Below are 26,081 nucleotides of genomic sequence, written 5' to 3'. Positions count from 1 at the left end.
GCACGAAGGGGAGGAACGCATGTTCCTCCCCTTCGTTCATCCGGGCCGGGACTACCGGGCGGCGTGCACCAGCAGCCCGCCGGCGTCGAGGCCGGCGTCACCGTCGACGTCAGGGTCCTGGCGGTCGACGACGACGGTGTCACCGTCGACGATCTGGCCGGCGAGGATACCCTTTGCCAGCCGGTCACCGATCTCGCGCTGCACGAGCCTGCGCAGCGGCCGGGCGCCGTAGGCGGGATCGAACCCGGTGAGGGCGAGCCACTCTCTGGCAGCGGCACTGACATCGAGCTCCAGCCTGCGGTCACGCAGCCGGTCACCCAGCGCCTTGACCTGCAGTTCCACGATCCGCGAGAGCTCGTCCAGGCTCAGCGGGTCGAAGATCACGACGTCGTCGAGCCGGTTCAGAAACTCCGGCCGGAAGTTCGCGTTCACCGCGGACATCACGGCCGAGCGCTTGGCGGCGTCGTCGAGCGACGGATCGACGAGGAACTGGGAACCGAGGTTGGACGTCAGCACGAGGATCACGTTCCGGAAGTCCACCGTCCGGCCCTGGCCGTCCGTGAGTCGCCCGTCGTCGAGCACCTGCAGGAGCAGGTCGAAGACCTCCGGGTGTGCCTTCTCGACCTCGTCCAGCAGCACCACGCTGTACGGGCGGCGCCGCACGGCCTCGGTGAGCTGGCCGCCCTCCTCGTAGCCGACGTATCCCGGCGGGGCACCGACCAGCCGCGCCACGGAGTGCTTCTCCGAGTACTCGGACATGTCGATCCGGATCATCGCACGCTCGTCGTCGAACAGGAAGTCTGCGAGCGCCTTGGCGAGCTCCGTCTTGCCCACGCCCGTGGGGCCGAGGAACAGGAAGGAACCGGTGGGGCGGTTCGGGTCGGACACGCCTGCGCGGGCCCGGCGGACGGCGTCGGACACGGCTGCGACGGCCTTCTGCTGGCCGATCAGGCGCGCTCCGATGACCTCCTCCATGTGGAGGAGCTTCTCGCTCTCGCCCTGGAGCATTCGCCCTGCGGGGATGCCTGTCCACGCGGAGATGACCTCCGCGATGTCGTACGCGGTGACCTCCTCCGCAACCATGAGCTCCGGCGCGTTGGCTGACTGCTCCTCGGCGGCCTGGGCCTCGCGGAGTTCACGCTCCACCTGCGGGATCTCCCCGTAGAGGATGCGTGACGCCGTCTCGAGGTCACCTTCGCGCTGGGCGCGGTCGGCCTGCGAGCGCAGATCGTCCAGGGACGCCTTCAGGTCGCCCACGCGGTTCAGGCCGGCTTTCTCGGCCTCCCACCGCGCGTTCAGCCCGTCGAGTTCCTCCTGGCGGTCGGCCATTTCGGCGCGCAGGGCCTGCAGCCGTTCGGCGGACGCCTCATCCTTCTCGCGGGACAGCGCCATCTCCTCCATGTGCATGCGCTCAAGGGCACGGCGCAGCTCGTCGATCTCCACCGGCGCGGAATCGATCTCCATGCGGAGCCTCGACGCGGCCTCGTCCACGAGGTCGATGGCCTTGTCGGGAAGCTGTCGGCCCGGGATGTACCGGTGCGACAGCTTCGCCGCGGCGACGAGGGCGGAATCCGCGATCGACACCTTGTGGTGCGCCTCGTACCGCTGCTTCAGCCCGCGCAGGATGCCGATGGTGTCCGCCACCGATGGCTCGCCGACGTAGACCTGCTGGAACCTTCGCTCCAGCGCCGGGTCCTTCTCGACGTTCTCGCGGTACTCGTCCAGCGTCGTCGCACCGATGAGCCGGAGCTCGCCGCGGGCGAGCATGGGCTTGAGCATGTTCCCCGCGTCCATGGAGCCCTCGGACGCACCCGCTCCGACGACGGTGTGGAGTTCGTCGATGAACGTGACCACCTGCCCGTTCGACCCCTTGATCTCCTCGAGCACGGCTTTCAGCCGCTCCTCGAACTCGCCGCGGTACTTCGCGCCCGCGATCATCGAACCGAGGTCGAGGCTGATGAGGGTCTTGCCCCGCAGCGATTCGGGCACGTCACCGGCGACCATGCGCTGGGCGAGACCCTCGACGACCGCGGTCTTCCCGACGCCGGGTTCACCGATGAGGACCGGGTTGTTCTTGGTGCGGCGGCTGAGCACCTGCACGACGCGGCGGATCTCGGCGTCACGCCCGATCACCGGATCGAGCTTGCCGCTGCGCGCCACCTCCGTGAGGTCCACGCCGAACTTCTCGAGCGCCTGGAAGGTGTTCTCGGGATCAGGGGTCGTAACGCGGCGGTCACCCCGGACACCGGGCAGCGCGGATGCGAGGGCCTCCCGTGTCAGCCCGGCCGAGCGCAGTAGGGTGCCGGCGGTTCCGCCATCGGCCGCGAGGGCGAGCAGGAGGTGCTCGGTGGACACGAACTGGTCGCCGAGGGTCTCCGCTTCCTGCTTCGCTGCATTGACGACCTGCAGGGCGCCACGGGAGAACTGCGGCTGAGCGACGGACGAGCCCGACGACGACGGCAGGGCCTTGATCGCTGAACTGGCCTGCACGCTCACGGAGTCGGGGTCCGCTCCGGCAGCCTTCAGCAGCGCGACGGCGATGCCGTCCCGCTGATCCATGAGCGCCTTCAGGAAGTGTGGCGGCTCGATCTGGGCGTTGCCCGCCGTGGATGCGTTCATGGCGGCGGCCGACAGCACCTCACGGCTCTTGGTGGTGAAGTTGGTATCCACGCGCGGTTCCTTTCTCTCCGACAGGGGGAATCCTCGATCATGTTGAGTGTACTTGACTCAACTTTGCCCGGGGAGAAATTATTCCATCACACCGAGGTTTGGCAAGCCCTCCTATATCGGGCAATCTGGGGCCAGTACGCCCGATATACCGACGGCGCCGGCAACACCGGCGTTGAGATTCCCCTCCGCGGCACACCTCCCCCGCAAGGGGGCGTCAGGTGTTCTCGGACATAATGGGCCCTATGGGGAAATACCAGCGCGCCACCTGTGTCCTGACTACTGCAGTCCTGGCCCTCACGCTAGCGGGGTGCACCGATGACGGTCCGACCGCCGAGGACGCCGCAAGCACGCTCGCCGAGGGACTGGCCCAGCTCGACGTCGGGCAGTCCGCCTTCACCTCCGTGGAACCCGCCGAGGTGACCGGCCAGCTCGCCACGATCACCGAAGGCTTCGGGCCGCAGGCACCGCAGGTCGAGGTCGCCGGCGTCGAGGAGACCGGTGATGACAGCGCGACCGCGACCCTCGACTACACATGGGACCTCGACGACACCGATCAGGACTGGACCTACAGCACGACGGCGGAGCTCACGCGCGTCGAGGACGTCTGGCAGGCAGCCTGGGAACCCGCCGTCTTCGTCCCGAACCTCATGCCGGACGAGAAGCTGACCCTGACCAGCGTGCCGGCGGATCGTGGGGAGATCACCGGAGCGGGCGGCGAGGTCATCGTCACCAAGCGGCCCGTCGTCCGGGTCGGCATCGACAAGACGCGCGTTCCCGAGGAGCAACAGGGCGCTTCGGCACGCGCCCTCGCAACGCTGCTCGAGCTCGATCCGGCCGCCTACGAGGAACAGGTGCTGTCCGCGGGAGCGGAAGCGTTCGTCGTGGCCCTCGTCCTGCGTGACGACGCGACCAGGACCGTGACCGATGCCCAGATCGCTGCCATCCCGGGAGCCCTCGGCCAGGCCGACACACTGGAACTCGCCCCGACCCGCAACTTCGCACGCGAGCTCCTCGGCAGCGTCGGCGAAGCCACCGAGGAACTGGTGGAGCAGTCCGGCGGCGCCGTCAGGGCCGGCGACATCACAGGGATCAGCGGGCTGCAGTTGCAGCACAACGCCCACCTCGGGGGCACGCCCGGCCTCGAGGTCAATGCCGTCGCCGTGGAAGCCCCGGGACAACCGACGCAGCGGCTCTTCGCGAAACCCCCGGTCGACGGCGAGGACCTCGCGACAACGCTCGACCCGGGGCTGCAGGCCCTGGGCGAGGAAGTGCTCGCAGACGAGCCCTCGGCGTCGTCGATCGTGGCGATCCGCCCCAGCACCGGCGAGATCCTCGCCGCGGCCAACGGGCCGGGCAGCGAGGGCCTGCAGACCGCGCTCCTCGGCCAGTACCCTCCAGGCTCCACGTTCAAGGTGGCCACGAGCCTCGCCCTCCTGCGCAACGGTTTCACGCCCCAGTCGCCCACGGAATGTGCCGAGGAGGTCACCGTGGACGGCCGGCGGTTCAACAATGCCAGCACCTACCCCGCCCAGTTCATCGGCACCATCCCGCTTCTCGAGACCTTCGCCCAGTCCTGCAACACGGGATTCATCTCCGCGCGGGGCGAGATCACCCAGGCCGACCTCGCGAAGGCCGCCACCGACCTCGGAATCGGCGTCGAGGCCAGCATCGGCACGCCCGCCTTCTTCGGTTCCGTCCCGAGCGAGGCCGAAGGAACAGCACATGCCGCCGCGATGATCGGGCAGGGAGAGGTACTCGTCTCGCCACTCTCCCTCGCCACGATGGCCGCCTCCGTCGGAGCCGGCTCGCGCATCACGCCGACGCTCCTGGCGCCCGGTGAGTCCACCGAGCTCGAACCCGGCTCGGAGAGCGCCGCCGCGAGCCAGGCGCCTTCCGACGACGCGAGGGCGAGTGCTTCCGCCGATACCGAGCCGTCCGGGGACGCTGCGCCGAGCAGCTTCACGGCCGCGGAATCGGACACGCTCAAGACGCTCATGGCCGCCGTCGTCGCGCAGGGTGGCGCCCAGCTGCTGCGGGACGTTCCGGGCGAGCCCGTGCTCGCGAAGACCGGTACTGCCGAGTTCGGCAGCGAGGATCCCCCGCGGACGCACGCGTGGGTCGTCGCCCTGCAGGGTGACCTCGCCGTGGCGGTGTTCGTCGAGGAGGGCGAACTCGGATCGACCTCGGGGGGCCCGCTGATGCAGGCGTTTCTCGCCGGAGCGGCCGCGCGGTAGGACTCAGCGTCCGCCGGGGTCGCGGGTTATCCACTTCGAATGACATGGGGGTCAGATCACACAGTGCTTGCAGTAGCTTGATCATCCTCCGGCGGGCAGAAGCTGCGCCGGAGGCAATTCGAAGACCGTTGAAAGGGTCGCAGTGGATCTCACGTTCATCCCGCTCATCATCGGCGCGGTGGTATTGCTCGTCGCCATCGTCGTCGCCATCGTGCTCGCCCGCATGGCTCTGCACATCGCGAGCCCGGACCAGGCGCTCATCATCTCGTCCAAGGACAGCAAGGGGCAGCCGGATCCGGACAGCCAGCGCGTTGTCTTCGGCCGCATCTTCATCAATCCGTTCTCCCAGCGGGCCTATCCGCTGTCCCTCGCTTCCCGCCAGGTCTCCCTGCGCATCGAGGGCATCTCCAAGAACGGCATCAAGCTCCACCTCACGGGAGTGGCCCAGGTCAAGGTGGGTGGTGATGCGGACGCCGTCCGCAAGGCGGCCCAGCGCTTCCTCAACCAGCAGGACGCCATCGACCACTACACCCAGGAGACCCTCTCGGGCTCGCTGCGCTCCATCGTCGGCACGCTGACCGTGGAGTCGATCATCCGTGACCGCGCCACCTTCGCGAAGAGCGTGAAGGAGGAGGCGGAGCACTCCATGCACAACCAGGGCCTGGAGATCGATACCTTCCAGATTCAGTCGGTGGATGACGACTCCGGATACCTGAAGAACCTCGGCCGCCCGGAGGCCGCCCTCGCGGAACGCAACGCGAAGATCGCCGAGGCACGTTCGATGCAGGAATCCGAGCAGGCCCGCGCGCTCTCCGACGAGCAGGTGGCACTCGCCCAGCAGCAGCTGATCATCCGCCGCGCGGAGCTGAAGGAAGAGGCCGACGCCCGCCAGGCCCGCGCTGACGCGGCCGGCCCTCTCGCTCAGGCGGAACAGCAGGAGCAGGTAATCATGCGCGAGCAGCAGGTTGCGCAGCGCCGCTCCGAGCTTCGCGAACGCGAACTCGACACCGAGGTGCGCAAGCCGGCGGATGCCGAGAAGTACCGCCTCATCCAGCAAGCCGACGCAAAGCTCGAGGAACGACGTCGCGCTTCGGAAGCGACCGAGATCGAGGCGCGCGTCGACCTCGCGCGCCGCAAACTGGTTGCCGAGGGTGACCGCGTGGCGGCCGAGGCGGACGCCGCCGCGAACACCGCACGCGGTACCGCCGAGGCTGCTATCGACGAGGCGAAGGGCCGCGCCGATGCCGCTGTTATCGCTTCGCGGGGTCAGGCCGAGGCCGGCTCGACGGAGGCGCGGGGAAAGGCGGAAGCCGCAGGTATCGCCGCGCAGGCCGAGGCCTACGAGAAGTTCAACCAGGCAGCCATCCTGTCGAAGGTCCTCGAGGTCCTGCCCGCGATGGCCCGCGAGATCGCAGCACCGATGGCGGCGATCGATACCATGACCGTCGTCTCGAACGACGGTGCGGGCCAGCTCAGCAAGAATGTCTCCAGCGGTGTCCACCAGACCACGCAGATGGTGAAGGACACCACGGGCCTCGACATCATAGCGCTGCTGGGTGATCTGCTGAAGAACGCGGACAAGCCGAGCATGAACGGCTCCAGCGGTCCCGCCGTCGTGTCCGGCTCCGACTGATCCTGGTGGAGGGACCGCTGCCGCTCCGTCGGTGGCGGTCCTTCCTGCTCTTCAGCACCGTCGGACCCGCGTCCGCTCCTTGCCGTGCCAGAATCGACGTCATGGCCAGCTTCCGTATCAGGGCAGAGTTCGATCTCGACGTTCTCGACGAGGGTTCCGCCCGCGAGATCGCCCGGCAGTTCCTGATCGCCCAGATCGATGACGCGACCATGAAGGGTGAGGAGATCCGGACCGGCACGCAGACACCGGCCGAAATGTTTGATGGAGTGCTGGACTCACCGAAGGCGCTGGCCTCACTGATGGCGACCTCCGTGATCACCCGCGGCGCGTCGTTGACGCAGGCGGTGAGGTGTTCAAGCCTTACTGTGGAGCACCTTGATCCCTGAGTGGTCCGGGGACCGAGAGCCCCGATGCAGGACGGTAGGTGCGTCCGCATGGCCACCGTGACTCCTTCTATATCCCTGCCGGAAGTCGTTCCGACCGCCCTCCCGGTCCTGCCCTGCCTCAGGGAGACTTCCTGCCGATGCTCGCACTACGAGGATCGAAAAACTGATACCAGAACGCTTGGTTCTGATTCCTGCAGTGAGCACGAGGGATGGGTCCCGAAACGGCTGCACAGCTCCTGTTATCCCTGGCGTTGATCGCAATTGTTCGCTTGTTCAATCCATCCCCAACGGCGCGACAGTCTCCGGCTTGCTCTGTCAAGCTTCGACAAATCTTGTGGGTAATGTGAGTCCTGAAGCCTCGTGCACAACAGGTTTCTGGAATAACGTCGGTGCCAGCGGCTGATTCATGTGCGGGAAGCTCGTCTCACTCCTGCTCGGCCGTCAAGCACTACTCACAAGGGGATATCCACGTGGTAAACGTCGCGCCGAAACAGGCCATTTCCGCACCCGTCACTGCGATCACGTCGCGGCGGCGCAGGTCCGGGGGCCGAACGAGTGCCAGCATCGCGCTGGTCGTCTGTTTCATCGGCGTCCCCGGTGTCGTGCCGTCTCCAGCCCATGACGCCATCAGCCTCGGGATCGGCAGCAGCCAGGACATCACGGGCACCCCGGCCGACCCTGCGACAGGTTCCGTAGGCACCCCTCTCCTGCCGACGGACACAACCACCAGCGGAACCCACGAGAGCCTCGAAGCACAGGCCAAGGTTCGCGCGGCATCCTTGAAGGAAACCGGAGCCGACGCAGCCGCGTCTGCGAGGCGACCGGCCGAGGGCATGCTTCTCGCACCCTTGGAGGTTCTCGTTCCGACGTCGGCGTTCGGCTACCGGATCAGTCCCATCACCGGTGAAGCAGGAGAGTTCCACACCGGCCAGGATTATGCGGCCCCCTGCGGCACCCCGGTCCAGTCAGCCGACGCAGGCACGGTACGAGCCGTGGGCTGGCACCCTTGGGGTGGAGGAAACCGTGTCGAAGTTGACCACGGGAACGGCCTCATCACCACCTACAACCACCTCCAGGGCATCTCCGTCAGCACCGGAGACACCGTCAACGGCGGCCAGACCATTGCGACGATCGGAACAACCGGGTCCTCCACCGGCTGCCACCTGCACTTCGAGACGATCCTGCACGGCGAACACGTCGACCCCCAGCGCTGGAAGCTGCAACTCACCGCACCTGACAGCAGCGCACAGCACTTCAAGGACTACACGCCTGGTGCCGGTTCACCAACGGACATCCCGTCCTGGGCGCAATCAGTCACCCGCGCAGGCCACACGACACCCGCTGCACCTTCTGGGCTCGGGATACCGGAGCTTCCTCAGACACCGCTCTCTTCAGGAACCCCGGTAACACCGGAGAAGCTGCCCACCGGAACTACCCCGGATCCCCAGACACCACCGACGTCACCACGGCCCGGGCCTCCGGTCACGGTTCCTCCGCCTGTCCCGAACCCCGATCGACCACAGGCGGCACCTCCAGCAGCCGTTCCCGATGCCAAACCGAAACCGAAGCCTGAGCCGACACAGGAAGCCGCTCCAACGCCAATCCCTACGCCCAGCCCTGAGCTCACGCCCACGCCCACGCCGGGTTCTGAGACTACGCCTACGCCTGACCTTGAGCTCACGCCCGAACCCGAGCCTAAGTGCGAGGTCGTAGAGGACGTGCGGGCTCCTGTTCCGGCGCCGGGCACCGGGCAGGAGATCCAGGGCGATCCAACTCTCCCCCCGTGCGAGGATGCCGAGGAGGACGTCGAGCAGGATGGCGCTCCTGTCGCCGCCGGTGCGGCGGGACCAACAGATCCTTCAGCGACGGATGACGTCCTTGATGGCGCTCGTTAGTGCTCTCCCCGTGCGGGTCTTGCTCGTGATCAGGGAGAAGTAGCGTGCTGGGCGGCTTCGCGCAGCGGTGGAGCACCATCAACGCCGTCGAGGCGTCGGGCCTGGAACCCGATGACGTCGTCGCGGCGTACATCGACGCGACCGGGCGCGCCGACGCCCCGGAGGTTCGGCAGTATCTCGAGGGCGTGGTGATGCTGCCCGAGAGGGAACGTGACCTGCTCACCCAGACCATCAACGAACTGCTCGACTATGCCGATCTGACGATCGGTGGCGCCTACTACAGCGACGACGACTCATTGCTCGTACCCGAACACATAGGGCACCTGGACTCATTGACCCTCGAGGCAGGAGAAGACGACTTCCTGGGTACGTCGGCGACTGAGGAACAGGATACGAGCGCCCAGGATTTCCCCTGATCTCCCTTCCGCCGAACGTCACTCCCATACCGACTCAGCGCCCTGACGTTCAGGAGAACGGCAGATGTGCCCGCAAGCACCTTCGGAATCTACCTGGGGTCGCGTCCGCAGCCGACCTCACGGGCAAGGACATCACGAACACCGCGACCGGAACAGGCACCGTTCCCGGTGAGGACCCGGTCACCTCGGATCCGTCGACCGCGAAGGCCGACCGAAGCACCTGTGGTCATCGCTCCGAAGGAGCCGGCACCTCCGGCGAAGGGCAAGCTGGTACACCGGCTCCACCGCCGGCCAGATCGCCCTCGGCGGCCTCGCGGTCCTGCTTCTCGGAGCAGGCGCCGTCGCACCATCCAGGGTGCGACGCAGCGGAAACGCCTGATCACCCTGACGGGTCGCCCGGCCACAACAGGACGGGTCGAGCTGCCCGGAACGCACGACTGGTAGATACGACAGCACCTGGGGGCGAGATTCCGCCCCCAGGTGCTGTCGTCGTCAGGGCACCACGTTGAGTCAGCGGTAGGTCGGCAAGTACGTCCCGGACGACGGCACGATGACCTTGCCGAGGGGCGCGAGTGACACCGGGATGAGCTTGAGGTTGGCGATTCCCAGTGGAATCCCGATGATGCTGACGAACATCGGGATGGCCGTGAGCACGTGGCCGATGGCGATCCAGATACCGGCGACCAAGAGCCAGATGACATTGCCGATGGCGGAGAAGGCACCGGTCCCGCCGCCCCGATTCACGACGGTCTGACCGAAGGGCCACAGCGCATACACGCCGATCCTGAACGAGGCGATCCCGAACGGGATGGTCACGATGAGGAGACAGCAGATGATGCCTGCCGCGAAGTAACCGAGTGCAAGCCAGATTCCGCCGAACAGGAGCCAGATGACGTTCAGGAGTGCGTTCATGCGCCCATTGTTCCGCACCCGGTCCTTCACCGCACGCAACGCGGACGAGAAGGGCCTCCTACCCCTCGGGTAGGAGGCCCTTCAGGCACTCGTCGTTCGGGGAACGCTAGTGCGAGCGTCGGTCGTTCGACGCCGGAGCGCTGGCCCTGCGTGATCCACCTGCGCGGCGGGCGCCGCCCTCGGCCCGGGGGGCAGACGACGGCGCGTGGCTGCGCTGACCGCCAGCGGCGGGTGCACCCGCGGCCGGGCGACGCACGGCGTCACCCACTCGCTGGCCCGTTGCAGGACGGCGGCTGCGTGTCGCCGTCTCCGACGCGGTACGCGGCTCCTCTGTCCGACGGCGCGATCCACCCGACTTCGCAGCAGCACCAGCATCGGTGCCGAAGCGAGGCGCCTGTGGCTGGTCCTTGCGGCGCTCGGCCCGGTTGCCCTGCGCGGACTGCGGGTCAGCGGACACGCGGCCTCGTCCACCCCTGCCACCTCGTCCGCCTGCGGCGGGAGCAGCAGCACCACGACGCGCACGCTTGCGCTCCGCGTTGGCCCCTGTCGAGGTACCCGCACCGCGCGATGCCTCGCGGGACGCGAGGAGAGCTGCTCGAGTGCGGGGATCGATCTTGTCCGCGAGGTCACCTGTCAGGGACAGGACCAGCGGCGAGGTCGCCTTGACGTTCTCGAAAGCCACGTCGACGCCGGCAGCCTTCATGAGCTTCTGCACTTCGGACTTCTGCTCGGGCAGGGTGATCGTGACCACCGTTCCCGAGGAGCCCGCGCGCGCCGTGCGGCCGGAGCGGTGCAGGTACGCCTTGTGCTCGGTGGGCGGATCGACGTGGACCACGAGCTCCACGTCGTCGACGTGCACGCCGCGAGCCGCGACGTCGGTCGCCACGAGAACGCGGACATCGCCCGAGGAGAATTCGGCGAGGTTCCGGTCCCTGGCGTTCTGTGACAGGTTGCCGTGCAGGTCGACAGCGGGGATCCCGGCGTCGGTCAGCGTCTTGGCGAGCTTCCGCGCGTGGTGCTTGGTGCGCATGAACAGCAAGCGGCGACCGGTGCCCGAGGCCAGCTGGACGATCAGCTGCTTCTTCTGCGTCTGATCACCGATCAGGAGCACGTGGTGCTCCATCGTGGTGACCGCGGCCTGGGGATCGTCGACCGAGTGGGTGACCGGGTTGGTCATGTAACGGTTCACGACCTTGTCCACGCCGTTGTCGAGCGTCGCCGAGAACAGCAGGCGCTGACCGTCGGCCGGCGTCGTGTCGAGCAGCTTCTTGACCACCGGCAGGAAGCCGAGGTCGGCCATGTGGTCGGCCTCGTCGAGGATCGTGATCTCCACCGATTCGAGCGTGATGAGCTTCTGGCGCATCAGGTCCTCGAGGCGTCCGGGGCAGGCGATGACGATGTCCACGCCCGCGCGCAGGGCCTTCTCCTGGCGCTGCTGGGATACACCGCCATAGATCACGGTGGTGTTCAGGCCGAGTTCCTTCGCCAGGGGTTCCACCGTGGCGTTGATCTGGGTCGCGAGCTCGCGCGTCGGGGCGAGGATCAGCGCCAGGGGACGGCCCGGCTTGCGGCGGTAGGCCGCTTCCTGCTCGGAGAGGCGCGCAACCATGGGAAGCGTGAAGGCCAGGGTCTTGCCCGAGCCGGTACGGCCGCGTCCGAGGACGTCGCGCCCGGCGAGGGAATCAGGAAGGGACTTGACCTGGATGGGGAAAGGTTCGGTGATTCCCTGCGCGGCGAGGTTCTCGACCAGCGCTTTAGGCACACCAAGGGCGGCAAAAGTAGTCATGTAGTTAGCACGAACTTTCTTCTCATCTTCCCCGGCGCCGGTTGGCGCAGGGGTTCGCCGAAGGAAAGTCAGACAGTGTCCACCGCGCTCACGAAATTGGGAGCTGGATGCGGGACAAAAGAATGCGTTCATCGACGCAGGCTGCGCGTTGAACTCGCCGGACTGATCCGGCGTGCGCAGGCAAGTAGGGCCAGTTTATCAGGAGGGGTGCCCGATCCCCGCATCGGCAGGCGTCCGCGGCCTGTTGCCCCAGCACCGACGACCGCCCGTTCCGTGCGCGGCCGCTCCGCTGCACCTGCCGGTAGCCTTGACGGTGATGGAGCCACAAGAACAGACCCCCGACCAGCCGCACCGCACGCAGCCCGTGTCCTTCGTCAGGCGGGGCTCGCGCCTGCAGGGCCGGCGTCGCGAAGCCTGGGACGAGCTCGCGGAGGCTTTCCTCATCGACGTGCCGCGCATCGACACTGCCGACACCTCGGTGGCGCCGGGCTTCGTGCTCGACGTCGACGCCACCTTCGGGCGGTCCGCTCCGCTCGTCGTCGAAATCGGGTCGGGACTCGGCGAGGCCATCACGCATGCCGCCGAACTCGACCCGGACCGCGACTACCTGGCGCTCGAGGTATACCGTCCGGGACTGGCCCAGACCATGCTGCGCATCAGCCAGAAGGACCTGACCAACGTACGGACCGCCCAGGTCAACGCAACGGAAGCCTTCGCGGGGATGATCCCGGCTTCGTCCGTCACCGAACTGTGGACGTTCTTCCCGGATCCCTGGCACAAGGCGCGCCACCATAAGCGCAGGCTCGTCAAGAACGATTACGTGGAGCTCGCAGCACGCGTCATCCAGCCTGGCGGGATCTTCCGCCTCGCCACCGACTGGTCCAGCTATGCGGTGCAGATGCGCGCCGTGCTCGACGCCAGCGGGCATTTCGAGAACCTCCACGACGGCGAGCGCGCCGGTGCCGAGAGCCCTCTCACCCAGGTATGGGAGAGCGGCGTGGAGTCGGTGGTCGGCGGTGCGCCCGTGCGCGAGGGCCGGGACCCGGTCAGTACCGGGAACACCGGCGTCAACGAGGGCATCGACGAGGTCGGCGGATGGGCACCACGCTTCGACGGCCGGACCCTCACGAGTTTCGAGAACAAGGCGATCAAAGCCGGGCGGATGGTTTTCGACCTCGCCTACCGCCGCCGCTGACCGGACAGCACCCGTGATCGGACGTCCGCCTTCGGGAGTGCTCGCGTGACGGAAGGGACCTGGCCGGGTCATGCGCAGGGCTCCCCTGCCTACAGGAGGATCCTCGCCGCCCTGTTGTTCGCCGGTGTGGCCACCTTCGCGCAGCTCTACTCACTGCAGGCAGTGCTGACGGGTGTCGCCGCCGAGTTCGGGGTGTCCCCCGCCGATGCGGCGCTCTCGGTCTCCGCCGCCACGCTGGGACTCGCCGTCGCGGTCATCCCCTGGTCCGCCGTCGCGGACCGGGCGGGGCGGAGGCGGACGATGGCGTGGGCCATCAGTGGCGCCGTCGTCCTCGGTTCCGTCGCGGCGCTGGCGCCCACCTTCGAGCTGCTGATCATCCTTCGCTTCCTCGAGGGCGTGGCCCTCGGCGGGGTTCCCGCCACCGCGCTCGTGTATCTGTACGAGGAAGTGCAAAGGCTCCACGCCGCCGTCGCTGCCGGCACCTACGTCGCAGGAACGACACTCGGCGGACTTGCCGGACGTCTCGTGGCCGGACCGATCGGAGACGCGTTCGGCTGGCGCTACGGCGTGCTGGCAGTGGGCATCATGGCCGGTGGATCCGCGGTGGCGTTCATCCTGCTCGCCCCCCGGCCCCGCGGTTTCCGCGCTGTCATCCGTGGTGCGGGACCCTCGCTGGTCGGGCGCATCACCACGAACCTGCGGTCGCCCGGGCTGGTGGCCGTATACGCGCAGGGTTTCCTGCTCATGGGCGGGTTCGTCGCGGTCTACAACTATCTGGGCTTCCACCTCGAGGCGCCGCCCTTCGTGCTGCCCGCCTCCCTCGTCAGCCTGTTGTTCCTCGCCTATCTCTCCGGCACGGCGACGTCGCGCCTCGCCGGTGGGCTGAGTGCACGGTTCGGCCGCCTTCCGGTGCTGCTCACGGCCATACCGGTGATCATGGTCGGGCTCACGGCCACCCTCACGGCGTTCCTTCCGCTCGTGGTCGTCGGCCTCGTGGTCTTCACCGGCGGCTTCTTCGCCGCTCACGCCGTCGCGTCGGGATGGACGACGGTCCTGGCGACCGCCGGCCGGGCACAGGCATCGGCGCTGTACAACGTGGCGTACTACGCCGGGTCGAGCGTCCTCGGCTGGCTGGGCGGCCTGTTCTTCGGGCAGTTCGGCTGGCGGGGTGTGGCTGTGTTCAGCGGTTCCCTGGCTGCTGCAGCCGGGATTATCGCCGTCGTCGCGCTGCGGGGTGCTCCGGGGAGCGGGCCGCGCGCTCCGAGGAACGAGTGAGATTCAGCGCTGCAGCGCCCGGAGTACCGCCCGGCCGGCCGGGCGGCGGGAGGGGCACGAGCGGGCGACGGCCGGGGCCATGGAGGGTGTAGCGTCGCTGGAGTCGGAGCAGGCCGGACGATCCCGGCTGCGAGCACCAGGGGAACTCAGGAAGCATGGGTATTTTGAGGCGTCGTACTACCTCCCGCCGGGCGGCAGGAAAGGACCCGGTCGCGGCGTTCTGGCAGTGGTGGGCCGACGACGGCGAGGACCTGCTGACGACCGCTACGCGTGCCGGCGACTTCGATGCCTACGTCGATGTCGTCACCCGACGGGTGAAGGCGATCGCCCGTGGTCTGGAGTGGGAGACACGGGCCGGCACGGATGCCGAGCACGCCCTCTGCGTCTCGAGCGGTGGTGACCCGTCGCTGCGCCCGATCGCCGAGCGATGGTACAGGGCGTCACCACCGCGGACCAGGCGCTGGGAATTCATCCCGGCCCGCAGCGCCAAGCCGGACATGCTGGACTCCACCATCACCTACCGCGGCAGGACTTTCGACCTCAGCCGCACCAAGGTCCACGTCGCCACGACCCCCGCCGGCTACGGGTTCATGGTGTCCGTCCACAATCCTGGATTCACCGGTCAGTGGGACGACGAGTACGGGCTCTGTGTCCTCATGCTCGAATGGCTGCTCGGCGAGGACGACGTCGAACGTTGGGTGAGACGCATCGACTGCATCGCCTACGACGTCGTCGACAGCATTCCCGCCTCAGAGTTGCCCGATCGCGTGGCGGCCCTCGCCCGGACCCTGCCCGAGCCTGGCTGGCTCCTGATGCAGGGCACGCTGGGCGGGGGCGAGACCATCCTCGTCCGCGTATTACGGCCGCTGCGCTGGATCGATCATCCGCGCTTCGACCTGCACACCGCGCTGCGGGCCTCCTTCGAAGCCGATGCCCAGGGCCTTCCTACCCCGGAGTCGTCCGAAGCACTGGACGGATTGGAGGACGCGCTCGTGCGCGCTATGGGTGCCCGCGGGATGCTCGTCGCCGTCGAGAGCTCGAAGGGAATCCGGACATTCCATTTCTACTCCGATTCCGAGGACCAGAACGGCCGCGATGTCCTCGACTCCGCCGCCCGCGAGCACCCCACCGTTTCGGCACGCCACGTCCTCGACCCGGGCTGGAAGAAAGTGCAGGACTTCGCATGACTGTTGGTAGACCTACCTTTGTCGGCCACCTCATCGGTGCGTCCTTCGGCGTGGTCTTCGTCATCGTCAACGCTGCGGGACTCGAGGCTGCTGCCGCCGTTCCGCTGCGGATCCTCGCGGTGGCGGCGTTCGCTGTCGTCCTCGTGGCCTTCGTCCGCACCATGCGCATCCTGCGTGCAGCAGGCGACCGTCCCCCGGTGGGCTTCACGCGGTTCTTCTGGCTGGTGGTGGTGATCGAGGCGGTCGCGCTGTTCGGTGGGCTCGCCGTCCTGAGCCAGATCGAACCCGCTGCGGCACTCGGCTGGATCGCACTGGTGGTGGGCGTGCACTTCTATCCCCTGGCGCGGCTGTGGCGCGAGGGGCGGCGCCAACTGCTCTCCATCGCCACCGCGATGACCATCCTCGGAGTCATCGGGCTGCTCCTGGCGTTCACGCTGCACGACGCCGTCCTCGTTGCCGCGGTCTCGGGCGTCGGCTCCGGCGCGGTGCTGCTGGGCTGGTCGCTCCTGCAGGCGGTCGGAACGCTGTCGGCGCGGAGCGCTGTCACACCGGGATAGTAGACACGCGGGGTGCAGGCGTCAGAACGACGTGGACGGGAGGTCCCGTTCACCCTCGCGGATCGCCGCGACGATGCGCCCGGCCACGGCCACCGGGTCCTTGCCCTGCGGCAGTCTGGGCGCCTGCCCCGCGATGGGTCTGGCGGCCAGCCCGGTCTCGGTGTGCGGCGGACGTGCATCCAGGACCCGGACGCCCTGCCGGCGCAGTTCCAGCGTGAGTGCTGTGCCGTAGGCGCTGAGGCCGGCTTTCGAGGCCGAGTACGCGGCCATCCCCGCCGTCGGGCTCTCCGCGACGACGGCACTGATCTGCGCCACGAACGAATCCCTCGGAAGGCGTGGGGCGACATCCCGCATCAGTCGCATGTATCCGAGAAGATTCACGAGCATGAGCTCGTCCAGGGTGTCGTCGTCCACCTCGACCGCGGGACCGAAGGCGACGACGCCGGAAGCGAAGACCACACCGTTCAGTTCGCGTCCGTACACGGCAGCGGCGATGTCCGCAGGGCCGCTCGGCTTGCCGAGATCGGCAGCGACCTGATCGACGACGGCGTCGCCGAGCTCGTCCGCCAGCCTCGACAGCTTCTCCCTCGACCGCCCCGACAGCGTGAGCTGGGCCCCCTCGAGAGCGAGCTGTCGGGCCAGCTCCGCTCCGAGGACGCCGGTAGCACCGACGACGAGGACGTGGGAACCGTTCAGTTCAGCCATGGGCCGAGTGTAGCTCCCGGAATGCGAACCGAACGCGGCTGTACTTCTGGACGGCGGTGGCGTACCCGTCCGGGCTCGTGGCCGTCCGGGCTCGTGGCCGTCCGGGCTCGTGGCCGTCCGGGCGACGAACAGTCCGGTTACCTGGCACATCCGGGTCCGTCTCGCGGAGGACGTCGACGCCGCCCTCCGCGCCATCATTGCTGCGCGGGTGGGTAGCCTCGGGAATTCCTTCGCTTGAGGTCCTCCAGTTCCTGCTGCGCCTCTGCTTCGGCTTCCAGCTCCTCGAAAGCCTGCTTCAGGCGCGGCGATGACGGATCGGTCCAGGACAGCTCCTCGCGCGCCCTGGCCTGGGCTTCCAGGCGTCTGACGTCGAGCTCGGCGTTGCGGCGTGCAGCGTCGAGCGCGGTGGCTTCGCCGGTAGACGAAGCGAGCGCGTCGTGCACACCGAGGGCGGCCTGCGCAGCAGCACGGCGAGCAAGCATGGTGTCCCACTCCATCGCGCTCTGCTGCACACGGTGCTCGATCCGTTGGACGTCGTCATGGAGCTGCCGTGACTGCCGTTCGGCTTCGCGCAGCTGGGCGACCAGGGCATCGAGGCGGCGTCGAGCTGCCATCGACTCTCGGATCGCGTTTCGGGCGGCGTCGTCGTCGCCCCTCTGCACGGCCGCAGCCGCGGCAGCCTCCACGCGGTCGAGATAGGCCGCGGCCTCGTTGGCGGCGAGGCCCACACGGTGGTGGTGTGCCGCGACATCAGCTGCGCCGCGCCGTGCCTGATCGAGCAGCGTCCGCTGCACCTGCTGTGCGTTCTGCGCCTGGGCCTGGGGGTCCTGCCCGGCTTCGGCCGCCGCAGTGCGGTTCGCCCGCACGATGCGGGTGATGCGGCGTTTGATCGACATGGTCGGACCCCCGGAGCTGGAGCGGATGGTTGAGGTTACCTGTTGAACCGGTTACCAGACCTGCCGGTTCCCGTACGAGTCCCGCCACGTCGACATCGCCGATATCTCCGTGCGAAGCCTCTTCGTCGCCTGCTCGAGCTGGAGGGTGTCGATGGACCGCGACGTCTGCAGGAGGGAGCGGCGCAGATCGGCCGAGAGCTCGTCGAGCGCGCGGGCCTGAGCCGCGAGGTCCGTGGTCAATTCCTGCTTCAGGGCCCGGTTGGGCTCGCGGTCCGCCACCCTCAACAGGTCCTCCAGAGATGCCGCTGCCTGGTCGATCTCCGCGGCCGCCCGGGGCAGGTCGCCGACGGGGCGGCCCTGGGCCGCGGCTTCGCCGAGTGCGAGCTGGGTGGCGTGCGAGGATCGCTTCAGTTCGCCGATCAACCGGGCGGGCTCCCGCGTCAGCTTGTCCGGGGCGTAGGCGCGGGCAGCCAGCATCCCACGATCCTTGGTCCGCTCGATGATCCGCGATCGGCGGATCTTGCGTACCGCCAGCCACCCGGCCACACCGGTCCCGGCTCCCAGCGCGGTCAGCACACCGAGTCCGACCACGAGGGCCTCGACGAATTCCTCAATCATGGTGTGACTCCGCGGCGTTGTCCATCACTCCAGTCTGCCTGCGTACCCTGACAATTTCCACCGGTCATGACCCTGCAACGAGCGTCGACAGCGGCCCTTCCAGCGCATGCTGTCGGGAACGGCGAGCAGCTCCTGATCGAAGCGACCGAACGCACCATGCGGCTGCTGCTCCTCGGCGCAGCGGTGTCCTCGTCGGTCGACACGCGACGCCAGGAAGTGCGGCTGGCCGATGCTCCCCGATAGCCCGGCACAGGCTACGGACGCGTCGCCCGCCGGCGGGCAGTAACCCGACCCGCCTAGTTCGCCCGGGCAGTATCCGTCCGGGCGGAATCCGGTCGCCAGACGACCAGCGCCTGGCTGCGCGGGCGCGGGCGCTGCCCCCGTGACAGCGTGATGACGTCGCCCGCCAGCCCCGCCGCGAAGATCCTGCTCGACTCGGACTGGACGCGGCGGCTGGCCAACTCGGACGAGAGCTCGCTGACGCGCGACTGCAGCGCCGACACCTGGTTCTCGAGATCGAGGATGCGCCGGATGCCCTCGAGGGACACTCCCTCCTGCGAGAGCCTCTGGATCTCCCGCAGCGTGCTGACGTCCTTCTGCGAGTATCGCCGCGCACGGCCGGGCGCCCGGCTCGGCGTCACGAGGCCGAGCCGGTCGTACTGGCGCAGGGTCTGCGGGTGCATGTCGGCGAGCTCGGCGGCCACGGAGATGACATAGATGGGCATTGAGTAGTCCATTGCGTGCCTCCTTCCGTTGCCGGTGTGCCCGGCGATCGCTCAAATGTACTGTTACAGGCGGGCCTTCGCGGCCAGACCCGCCCGCGGATCGGCATCCTTCGTGGCATCCCGAAACGCCTCGACGGCGGCCTCAGCCTCTTTCGAGAGATTCTGTGGGACGACGACGTCGACGGTCACCAGCAGGTCGCCCGTTCCCTTCGCTGTCTTCACGCCCCTGCCCTTGAGCCGCAGGGTCCTGCCCGACGGCGTTCCGGCCGGGACGCGCATCTTCACCATCTCCGCGGTGAGCGTCGGCACCTCGATCTGCGCACCGAGGACCGCCTCGGGAAAGGTGACGGGCACATGGATGCGGATGTTGTCCCCGTCGCGCGTGAAGACCGGGTGCTCTTTCACGTGGACGGTGACCATGAGATCACCCGGACCGGCCTGGCCGGGCTGTCCCTTCCCCTTGACGCGGACCTTCTGCCCGTCCCGGATGCCCGCCGGGATGCGCACGTCGATCTGCTCGCCCGAGGGCTCTCGCAGGCCGATCGTCGTCCCGTTGATCGATCCCGAGAACGAGATCGACGTGCTGGCGGTGCGGTCGGCGCCCTTCTGCGGGCGCGTCGACTGGAATCCGCCGGGGAAGCCGTTGCCCCCCATACCGCCGCCGAACAGGTCGGCGAATTCCGGAGGGAGGTTGCCGTTCGAGAATCCCGTGCGCTGGCGCGTGCCTGCGCCGCCCTGACCGAAGAGATTGCCGAACACGTCCTCGAAACCGGCGCTGCCACCGGCGTTCCCACCGGCACCGCCGGCCGAGAAACGTGCTCCGCCGCCCATCGCTCGAATGGCATCGTACTGCTGGCGCTGCTCGGAATCAGACAGGACGGAATACGCCTCCGACACGTCCTTGAACATCCGCTCGGAACCGGCGTCGCCCTGGTTCTGGTCAGGGTGGTGCTTGCGCGCAAGCTTCCGGTACGCCTTCTTGATGTCGTCGTCGGACGCATCTTTGGAGACACCCAGGATCTTGTAGAAATCCTTGTCGACCCAATCCTGACTAGCCAATTGGCGTCTCCTTTCGTCGTTCTTCCAATTCATTAGTGAGTAAGCGGCGTACGCCGGGACAGTTCCCGAGGAAGGCGGCTTCAATATTCCAAGGGCCGCCAGGCCCGCAGGAATTTCGTTGCCGCCGTTCGGGGACTGTCCCGGCGTTCATGCTGCCTACTCCGGTACCGCCACGATGACCTGCGCGGCCCTGAGGACGCGCTCGCCCTTGCGGTAGCCCGCACGAAGGATCTGGCTGACGCTGTCCACCTGGACATCCGCGCTCGGCTGCTGCATAAGTGCCTCGTGGATGTTCGGGTCGAACGCGACGCCCACCTCGTCGATCCGGGTGAGCTCGTACGTCTTGAGGACGTTCTCGAGCTTGCCCGCGATCGCCGCGAACGGTCCCTCGGCGAGGTCGCCGTGCTGACGCGCGGCGTCGATGTCGTCGAGGACGGGCATCAGCGAGTTGATGACGCCGATGACCGCCTGGTCCCGGGCGACGTCACGATCTCGCTCGACGCGGCGCCGGTAGTTGACGTACTCCGCCTGCAGGCGGAGCAGATCATCGCGGAGCTCCGCGACGACATCCACCGCAGGATTGCTGTCCCCCTCGGCGCCGGCCTCGTTGAGGATCGCCTCCGCCTGGGCCAGGGCGTCCCCGTCGATCGCGTCATCAGCGGGACCGGCCTGCCCTCCGGCCGCGGATTCCTCCGCGGCCGGAGTGCCGGCATCGTTCTGCTGCCCACGGACTTCGCCCGTCTCAGGGTCGATCTTCCGGTTGTCGGTAAAGCTCACCGGCTCTGACTGGTGCTCTTCTTCATTTCCGTGGTGCGGCATGGCTACTTCTTCTCGTTGGCGTCTTCGTCAACCACCTCGGCGTCGACGATGTCCTCGTCGCTGCCCGTGGCGGATGGCTGGTCATCAGCGGTCGCGCTTCCTGCCTGGCCGGCGTCCTGCTGCGCGGAAGCGTAGATCGCTTCACCGAGCTTGGACTGTGAGGCCTGCAGCTTCTCGAAGGCCGACTTGACCTCGTCGTCGTTGTCCTGCGACTCGAGCGCCTTCTTGAGGGCGTCGACGTCGGCCTGGACATCGTTGCGGACGTCCTCGGGCAGCTTGTCCGAGTTGTCGGCGATCAGCTTGTCCACCGAGTAGGCGAGCTGCTCGGCACCGTTGCGGGTGTCGGCGGCCTCGCGACGCTTCTTGTCCTCGGCTGCGTGCTCCTCGGCCTCGCGCACCATGCGGTCGATGTCCTCCTTGGAGAGGGAGGATCCACCGGTGATGGTCATCGACTGCTCGGTGCCCGTGCCCTTGTCCTTAGCGGATACGTGGACGATGCCGTTGGCGTCGATGTCGAAGGTAACCTCGACCTGCGGGACGCCGCGCGGGGCCGGCGCGATGCCGGTCAGCTCGAACGTTCCGAGCGGCTTGTTGTCGCGGGTGAACTCGCGTTCGCCCTGGAAGACCTGGATGGCCACGGACGGCTGGTTGTCGTCCGCCGTGGTGAAGGTCTCGCTGCGCTTGGTCGGGATGGCCGTGTTGCGCTCGATCAGCTTTGTCATCATGCCGCCCTTGGTCTCGATGCCGAGGGACAGCGGGGTGACGTCGATCAGGAGGACGTCCTTGCGCTCACCCTTGAGGACACCGGCCTGCAGCGCGGCGCCGACTGCGACGACCTCGTCCGGGTTGACGCCCTTGTTGGGCTCCTTGCCACCGGCGAGTTCCCTCACGAGTTCGACGACGGCGGGCATGCGGGTGGACCCACCGACGAGGACGATGTGGTCGATGTCGGCCACCTTGATCCCGGCCTCGGCGATGACGTCGTTGAACGGCTTCCTGGTGCGGTCCAGCAGGTCCTTCGTCAGGTCCTGGAACTTGGCACGCGACAGGTGCTCGTCGAGGTGCACGGGGCCGTCCGCGGTGACGGAGAGGTACTGCAGCGAGATGTTGGTGGATGTCGCCGAGGACAGTTCCTTCTTCGCCTGCTCTGCGGCTTCCTTCAGGCGCTGGAGCGCGATCTTGTCCTTCGAGAGGTCGGCACCCTTCGCCTTGGCCTGCGAGAGCAGGTAGTCGACGACGCGCTGATCCCAGTCGTCGCCGCCGAGGCGGTTGTCACCGGCGGTCGCGCGGACCTGGATGGTGGAGAACGCATCCTCGTCCTTGCCGACTTCCAGCAGGGAGACGTCGAACGTTCCGCCACCGAGGTCGAACACGAGGATGAGCTCGTCTTCCTTGCCCTTGTCGAGGCCGTAGGCGAGCGCTGCCGCGGTGGGCTCATTGACGATGCGCAGTACCTTCAGTCCGGCAATCTCGCCGGCTTCTTTGGTGGCCTGGCGCTCGGCGTCGTTGAAGTACGCGGGCACGGTGATCACGGCGTCCGTGACCTTCTCGCCGAGGTAGCTCTCGGCATCCGTCTTCAGCTTCTGCAGCGTACGGGCAGAAATCTCCTGCGCGGTGTACTTCTTGCCGTCGATGTCGACGGTCCAGTCGGTGCCCATGTGGCGCTTGACCGACGCGATGGTGCGGTCGATGTTGTTGACGGCCTGGCGCTTGGCGATCTCGCCGACCAGCACCTCACCGGACTTTGAGAAAGCGACGATCGACGGCGTGGTGCGCGCGCCCTCGGCGTTCGCGATGACGGTGGGCTCGCCACCTTCGAGGACCGAGACGACCGAGTTGGTGGTTCCGAGGTCAATACCTACTGCACGTGACATGCAATTTCCTTTCGACTGCCCGGGATTTGCGAGGCGCTCATCCGCCGGGCGCGTAGATTGAGCGTTCTGCACTCAAGTATAGCGCCGGGCCGGCCGAGTTCAAAATGAAGTTGAGCGTGCTTGGCTCAACTCCTCCTCGTCAGGCCGCCGGGACCGCGGTGATGAGCCCTTCGCGGAAGGCGTCGACGAACAGTGCGTGGTCCTCCCTGACAGTGTCGGCGTAGCGCTCACCGAAAGCGATGATGTCCTCGATGAAGTCGGCACGGGAGCGGTCGACAGCGGCGATGATCGCGGTCTCGGTGCGGAACGGCACGAGATCGTGGTCGCTGTCCTCGTCCGTCGAGCAATGGATCTTCGCGGTAGCCTGCCCGAGCGCTTCGAGTACGGGCCCCATCTGTTCCGGCTCCGTCAGGTCCTCCCAGGAGAGGTCGCGCTTGTAGGGCGACAGCTCCGAGACCACGAACGAGACGCCGCGGATGGTCGTGTAGCCGAGGAAGGGATCGGTATGGGGCTGGAGGGATCGCTGGCTGATGACCGCGCGATGGCCGTCGTCCCTGAAGTAGCTGCGGACGCGCTCGTCATGGACGATGCGGCTGGGTGCGGCGATGTTCGACTGCTTCATCGTCAGGATGATGTCGTTCTCCTGGGCCTCGTCGAAACCCTCGATCAGCACGTTGTACGTCGGCAGGCCGGCGCTGCCGATACCGAAGCCCTTCTTCCCGACGATTCCCTTGACCCGGTAGAACACACGTCGGCGCGAGCGCTCGCTGTCGGGAATGGTGCCGAGATAGTGGTCGAAAGCTGCTGCCACCTCGGTGTACTCGCCGTCGTCCAGCGTCCGGATGGTGCCGTCGTCGCGGAACTGGCGTTCGTAGTCCTCGATCAGCGTGAGCGAGTCGAGCAGGCGCGTCCGCCGTGCCGCCCGGGCCTGCTGCAGGACGTGATGGATGGTGCCGTCGGTGTTGTCGAGACCGAAGGCGAACGCGGACTGCTCGTCGTCCACATAGTCCTCGACGCGCCCCAGGTACGCCTCGAGGTAGATGCGCGCGAGGTCCCTCACCGCCTGCGACGGCAGGGCCTTCTGCCAGCAGAGCAACGTCAGCGAGGCGACGAAGCGGCGCAGGTCCCAGGAGAAATGGCCCACGTACGCCTCGTCGAAATCGTTGACATCGAACGTGAGCCTTCCCTCGTTGCTCATGTAGGTCCCGAAGTTCTCCGCGTGCAGGTCACCGTGGATCCACACGCGGCCCGTGCGCTCGTCGGCCCAGGCATCGTCGAGCGTCGCCATGTCGGTGTAGAAGAGCGAGGCGCTGCCACGGTAGAAGGCGTACGGATCCGCCGCCATCTTCCGGAATCTCGCCCGGAAGGCCAGCGGATCGACGCTCATGAGGTCCTGGTGCGCTTCGACGAGGGTGCTGACGATGTGCTGCTGACGGGAATCTGTGGCTGCCATCCGCCCACGGTACCCGCGTTGCCTGTGCGGTAGGCGGGGAGTCAGCAGAGCGGGCCGGCCGACGCTGCCCCGCCCGACCCCGCGTCCGCGCCGTTCTCCACGACACCCGCGGGCGTGCATGGTGTCGAGCAAGCCGATGGCCGTGTTGCTCGACGCCTTCTACTTCAGCATGACCGTCGCGTGGGCATCCGCACGCTTCCCACCAGAAGGTCGGTAAGTGACTCCGCCATGGGTGGCATCGTAGGCTACCCGCCTAGATGCCGATGAGCGTGAGCCATCCTGCGAGGGCGAGGAGGGTGATGATCAGCACGGGGATGGTCAGGACGATGCCGACGCGGAAGTACTGGCCCCAGCCGATGTGGATGCCCTTGCGGTCCAGAACATGCAGCCACAGGAGGGTCGCGAGGCTGCCGATGGGGGTGATTTTCGGGCCGAGGTCGGAGCCGATGACGTTGGCGTAGATCATCGCTTCCTGCGTCAACCCGGCGGCTCCGGCGGACCCGATGGCCAGCGATGCAATCAGGACTGTGGGCATGTTGTTCATCAGGGACGCAAGGACCGCGACGATAACGCCGACGCCGAGAGCGGTGATGAGCACACCGTTGTCGCCGATGGCCGAGAAGACGCCGGCGAGCTCATTGGTGAGGCCCTGGTTCCGCAACCCGTAGACGACGAGGTACATGCCGATGGAGAACAGGACGATCTGCCAGGGCGCCTCACGGAGGATCCGCGGTACCGAGATCCGCCCGTTCGGAAGCACCGCACCGCCACCAGCTGAGGAGAGGGACAAGCCGTCGTTCACGTCCGAGTTGCTCTTGTCGGAGGCTGGGTGAGCACTGCTCGCGATGCCACCAGTAGAGCGGTGAACTGCACCGATTGATTCGTAATCGGGGTCCGCAGTCCGACCAGGAGCATCAGCTCCGGACATTTCCGCCTGCGTAGCTGCGGCCCGGGGAAAGAGGAAGGCAGGTTTGCGGGATGCGACGATCATGAGGACGACGGCGCCGAGGCCGGCGACGGCCGAGAGCGGGATGTGCAGTGGTTCAGCGGCGAAGTAGCCGATGAGCAGGACGCCGAGAACCACCCAACCGGTCGTGAAGGTCAGCGGATCCGCGATGGCCGTCTTCGGGGTCTCGAGGGCGGTGACGTCGTAGGTTCGGGGGATGACTTTGCGGAAGAACAGCAAAAGCACACCGAGACTGGCTGCGACGGACGCGATGCCGACGGGAACCATGACGACGGCGTAGCGGGCGAAGCTGATGTCGAAGAAGTCCGCGGTGACGATGTTCACGAGATTCGACACCACCAGCGGCAGGCTGCCGGCGTCGGCGATGAACCCGCATGCAATGACGAACCCGAGGGATGCCTTGGGCGGGAATTTGAGGGCCAGGAGCATCTGAATGACGATCGGGGTGAGGATCAGGGCCGCCCCGTCATTGGCGAATACCGCCGCGATCGCTGCCCCGAGCAGGACGATCAGGGTGAACAGAAGGCGCCCGTTGCCCCGCCCCCAGCGGGCGACGTGCAGGGCCGCCCATGTGAAGAACCCGGCCTCGTCGAGGATGAGGGAGATGATCACGATCGCTACGAACGCGAAGGTCGCGTTCCAGACGATGTCCCACACGACCGGGATGTCCGACAGGCTCACGACTGTCGTGATCAGCGCGACCGCGGCCCCACCCAGGGCCGACCAGCCGATGCCGAGGCCCTTGGGTTGCCAGATGACCAGAGTCAGGGTGGCGAGGAAGATCAGCACAGCGACCACGGTCATGGCAGTCATGGCAGC

At 67.4% G+C, this 26,081-nt stretch carries 22 protein-coding genes; 10 read left to right on the top strand and 12 right to left on the bottom strand.

The genetic code is table 11. The features are described 5' to 3' along the window. Window positions 1-51: 51 nt before the first annotated feature. Window positions 52-2,670, bottom strand: a complete 2,619-nt coding sequence (clpB, locus tag CXQ96_RS01955; protein WP_104116325.1) for an ATP-dependent chaperone ClpB — start codon at window positions 2,668-2,670, stop codon at window positions 52-54. 242 nt (window positions 2,671-2,912) lie between these two features. Between clpB and CXQ96_RS01950 the strand changes: the two genes are divergently transcribed. The 5 genes from CXQ96_RS01950 to CXQ96_RS01930 all read left to right on the top strand — a co-directional run bounded on the left by CXQ96_RS01950 (window position 2,913) and on the right by CXQ96_RS01930 (window position 9,234). Then, the gene (locus CXQ96_RS01950) at window positions 2,913-4,904 is read left to right on the top strand and encodes a penicillin-binding transpeptidase domain-containing protein (RefSeq protein ID WP_181036327.1); all 1,992 of its coding nucleotides are present in this window, start codon (window positions 2,913-2,915) and stop codon (window positions 4,902-4,904) included. Window positions 4,905-5,046: 142 nt separating this feature from the next. Further along, a complete protein-coding gene (locus CXQ96_RS01945; protein ID WP_104116323.1) occupies window positions 5,047-6,537 on the top strand; it encodes a flotillin family protein in 1,491 nt (496 codons plus the stop codon). A 101-nt stretch (window positions 6,538-6,638) separates the two neighbouring features. Further along, entirely contained in the window at window positions 6,639-6,923 is a 285-nt protein-coding gene (locus CXQ96_RS01940; RefSeq protein ID WP_146070790.1) for a hypothetical protein, read from the top strand. Window positions 6,924-7,393: 470 nt separating this feature from the next. After that, window positions 7,394-8,818 (top strand): peptidoglycan DD-metalloendopeptidase family protein, encoded by a 1,425-nt coding sequence (locus CXQ96_RS01935; protein ID WP_258058731.1) that lies wholly within the window; start codon window positions 7,394-7,396, stop codon window positions 8,816-8,818. Window positions 8,819-8,862: 44 nt separating this feature from the next. Next, a complete protein-coding gene (locus tag CXQ96_RS01930; protein WP_104116321.1) occupies window positions 8,863-9,234 on the top strand; it encodes a hypothetical protein in 372 nt (123 codons plus the stop codon). A gap of 510 nt (window positions 9,235-9,744) precedes the next feature. Here the strand turns inward: CXQ96_RS01930 and CXQ96_RS01925 are convergent. Both CXQ96_RS01925 and CXQ96_RS01920 read right to left on the bottom strand, forming a co-directional pair. Beyond that, a complete protein-coding gene (locus CXQ96_RS01925; protein WP_104116320.1) occupies window positions 9,745-10,146 on the bottom strand; it encodes a YccF domain-containing protein in 402 nt (133 codons plus the stop codon). Window positions 10,147-10,252: 106 nt separating this feature from the next. Beyond that, window positions 10,253-11,932 (bottom strand): DEAD/DEAH box helicase, encoded by a 1,680-nt coding sequence (locus CXQ96_RS01920; protein ID WP_104116319.1) that lies wholly within the window; start codon window positions 11,930-11,932, stop codon window positions 10,253-10,255. 316 nt (window positions 11,933-12,248) lie between these two features. Here CXQ96_RS01920 and trmB point away from each other — a divergent pair, with 316 nt between their 5' ends. The 4 genes from trmB (at window position 12,249) to CXQ96_RS01900 (ending at window position 16,146) form a co-directional block, all read left to right on the top strand. Next, entirely contained in the window at window positions 12,249-13,127 is an 879-nt protein-coding gene (gene trmB, locus CXQ96_RS01915) for a tRNA (guanosine(46)-N7)-methyltransferase TrmB (protein WP_104116318.1), read from the top strand. 45 nt (window positions 13,128-13,172) lie between these two features. Continuing rightward, window positions 13,173-14,402 carry an MFS transporter gene (locus tag CXQ96_RS01910; protein WP_258058730.1) on the top strand — a complete coding sequence of 410 codons (1,230 nt, stop codon included), beginning with the start codon at window positions 13,173-13,175 and terminating at the stop codon, window positions 14,400-14,402. Window positions 14,403-14,557: 155 nt separating this feature from the next. Next, a complete protein-coding gene (locus CXQ96_RS01905) occupies window positions 14,558-15,589 on the top strand; it encodes a DUF695 domain-containing protein (RefSeq protein ID WP_104116317.1) in 1,032 nt (343 codons plus the stop codon). Next, window positions 15,586-16,146, top strand: coding sequence for a hypothetical protein (locus tag CXQ96_RS01900; RefSeq protein WP_104116316.1), 561 nt, complete (start codon window positions 15,586-15,588; stop codon window positions 16,144-16,146). Before CXQ96_RS01905 ends, CXQ96_RS01900 begins: the two co-directional genes overlap by 4 nt. A 21-nt stretch (window positions 16,147-16,167) precedes the next feature. Here the strand turns inward: CXQ96_RS01900 and CXQ96_RS01895 are convergent, their stop codons facing one another. The 3 genes from CXQ96_RS01895 to CXQ96_RS18295 form a co-directional block, all read right to left on the bottom strand. After that, window positions 16,168-16,851, bottom strand: a complete 684-nt coding sequence (locus CXQ96_RS01895) for an SDR family oxidoreductase (RefSeq protein ID WP_104116315.1) — start codon at window positions 16,849-16,851, stop codon at window positions 16,168-16,170. Window positions 16,852-17,045: 194 nt separating this feature from the next. Further along, window positions 17,046-17,747: a PspA/IM30 family protein gene (locus tag CXQ96_RS01890; protein WP_104116314.1), complete on the bottom strand. Its 702-nt coding sequence runs from the start codon at window positions 17,745-17,747 to the stop codon at window positions 17,046-17,048. A 51-nt stretch (window positions 17,748-17,798) separates the two neighbouring features. Next, window positions 17,799-18,365 carry a hypothetical protein gene (locus tag CXQ96_RS18295; RefSeq protein WP_181036326.1) on the bottom strand — a complete coding sequence of 189 codons (567 nt, stop codon included), beginning with the start codon at window positions 18,363-18,365 and terminating at the stop codon, window positions 17,799-17,801. Between the two features lie 66 nt (window positions 18,366-18,431). On the opposite strand from CXQ96_RS18295, the gene CXQ96_RS18290 reads away from it, so the two are divergent. Then, the gene (locus CXQ96_RS18290; RefSeq protein WP_181036325.1) at window positions 18,432-18,608 is read left to right on the top strand and encodes a hypothetical protein; all 177 of its coding nucleotides are present in this window, start codon (window positions 18,432-18,434) and stop codon (window positions 18,606-18,608) included. A gap of 53 nt (window positions 18,609-18,661) precedes the next feature. Here the strand turns inward: CXQ96_RS18290 and CXQ96_RS01880 are convergent, their stop codons facing one another. The 6 genes from CXQ96_RS01880 to CXQ96_RS01855 all read right to left on the bottom strand — a co-directional run bounded on the left by CXQ96_RS01880 (window position 18,662) and on the right by CXQ96_RS01855 (window position 26,066). Beyond that, on the bottom strand, window positions 18,662-19,102 hold the full coding sequence (locus CXQ96_RS01880) for a heat shock protein transcriptional repressor HspR (RefSeq protein WP_104116313.1): 441 nt from the start codon (window positions 19,100-19,102) through the stop codon (window positions 18,662-18,664). A 51-nt stretch (window positions 19,103-19,153) separates the two neighbouring features. Further along, entirely contained in the window at window positions 19,154-20,149 is a 996-nt protein-coding gene (locus CXQ96_RS01875) for a DnaJ C-terminal domain-containing protein (protein WP_104116312.1), read from the bottom strand. A gap of 156 nt (window positions 20,150-20,305) precedes the next feature. Continuing rightward, a complete protein-coding gene (locus CXQ96_RS01870; protein WP_104116311.1) occupies window positions 20,306-20,968 on the bottom strand; it encodes a nucleotide exchange factor GrpE in 663 nt (220 codons plus the stop codon). A 2-nt stretch (window positions 20,969-20,970) separates the two neighbouring features. Then, window positions 20,971-22,842 (bottom strand): molecular chaperone DnaK, encoded by a 1,872-nt coding sequence (dnaK, locus tag CXQ96_RS01865; protein ID WP_104116310.1) that lies wholly within the window; start codon window positions 22,840-22,842, stop codon window positions 20,971-20,973. Between the two features lie 139 nt (window positions 22,843-22,981). Next, the gene (locus CXQ96_RS01860; RefSeq protein ID WP_104116309.1) at window positions 22,982-24,295 is read right to left on the bottom strand and encodes a DUF2252 domain-containing protein; all 1,314 of its coding nucleotides are present in this window, start codon (window positions 24,293-24,295) and stop codon (window positions 22,982-22,984) included. Window positions 24,296-24,548: 253 nt separating this feature from the next. Continuing rightward, window positions 24,549-26,066 (bottom strand): arsenic transporter, encoded by a 1,518-nt coding sequence (locus CXQ96_RS01855; RefSeq protein WP_104116478.1) that lies wholly within the window; start codon window positions 26,064-26,066, stop codon window positions 24,549-24,551. Window positions 26,067-26,081: the final 15 nt, after the last annotated feature.

It is taken from the genome of Arthrobacter sp. B1805 (assembly GCF_002929745.1).
Lineage (GTDB): Bacteria > Actinomycetota > Actinomycetes > Actinomycetales > Micrococcaceae > Arthrobacter_D.
The sequence above is the reverse complement of the archived record's forward strand: the minus strand, read 5'-3'. Positions and strand labels throughout refer to the sequence as shown.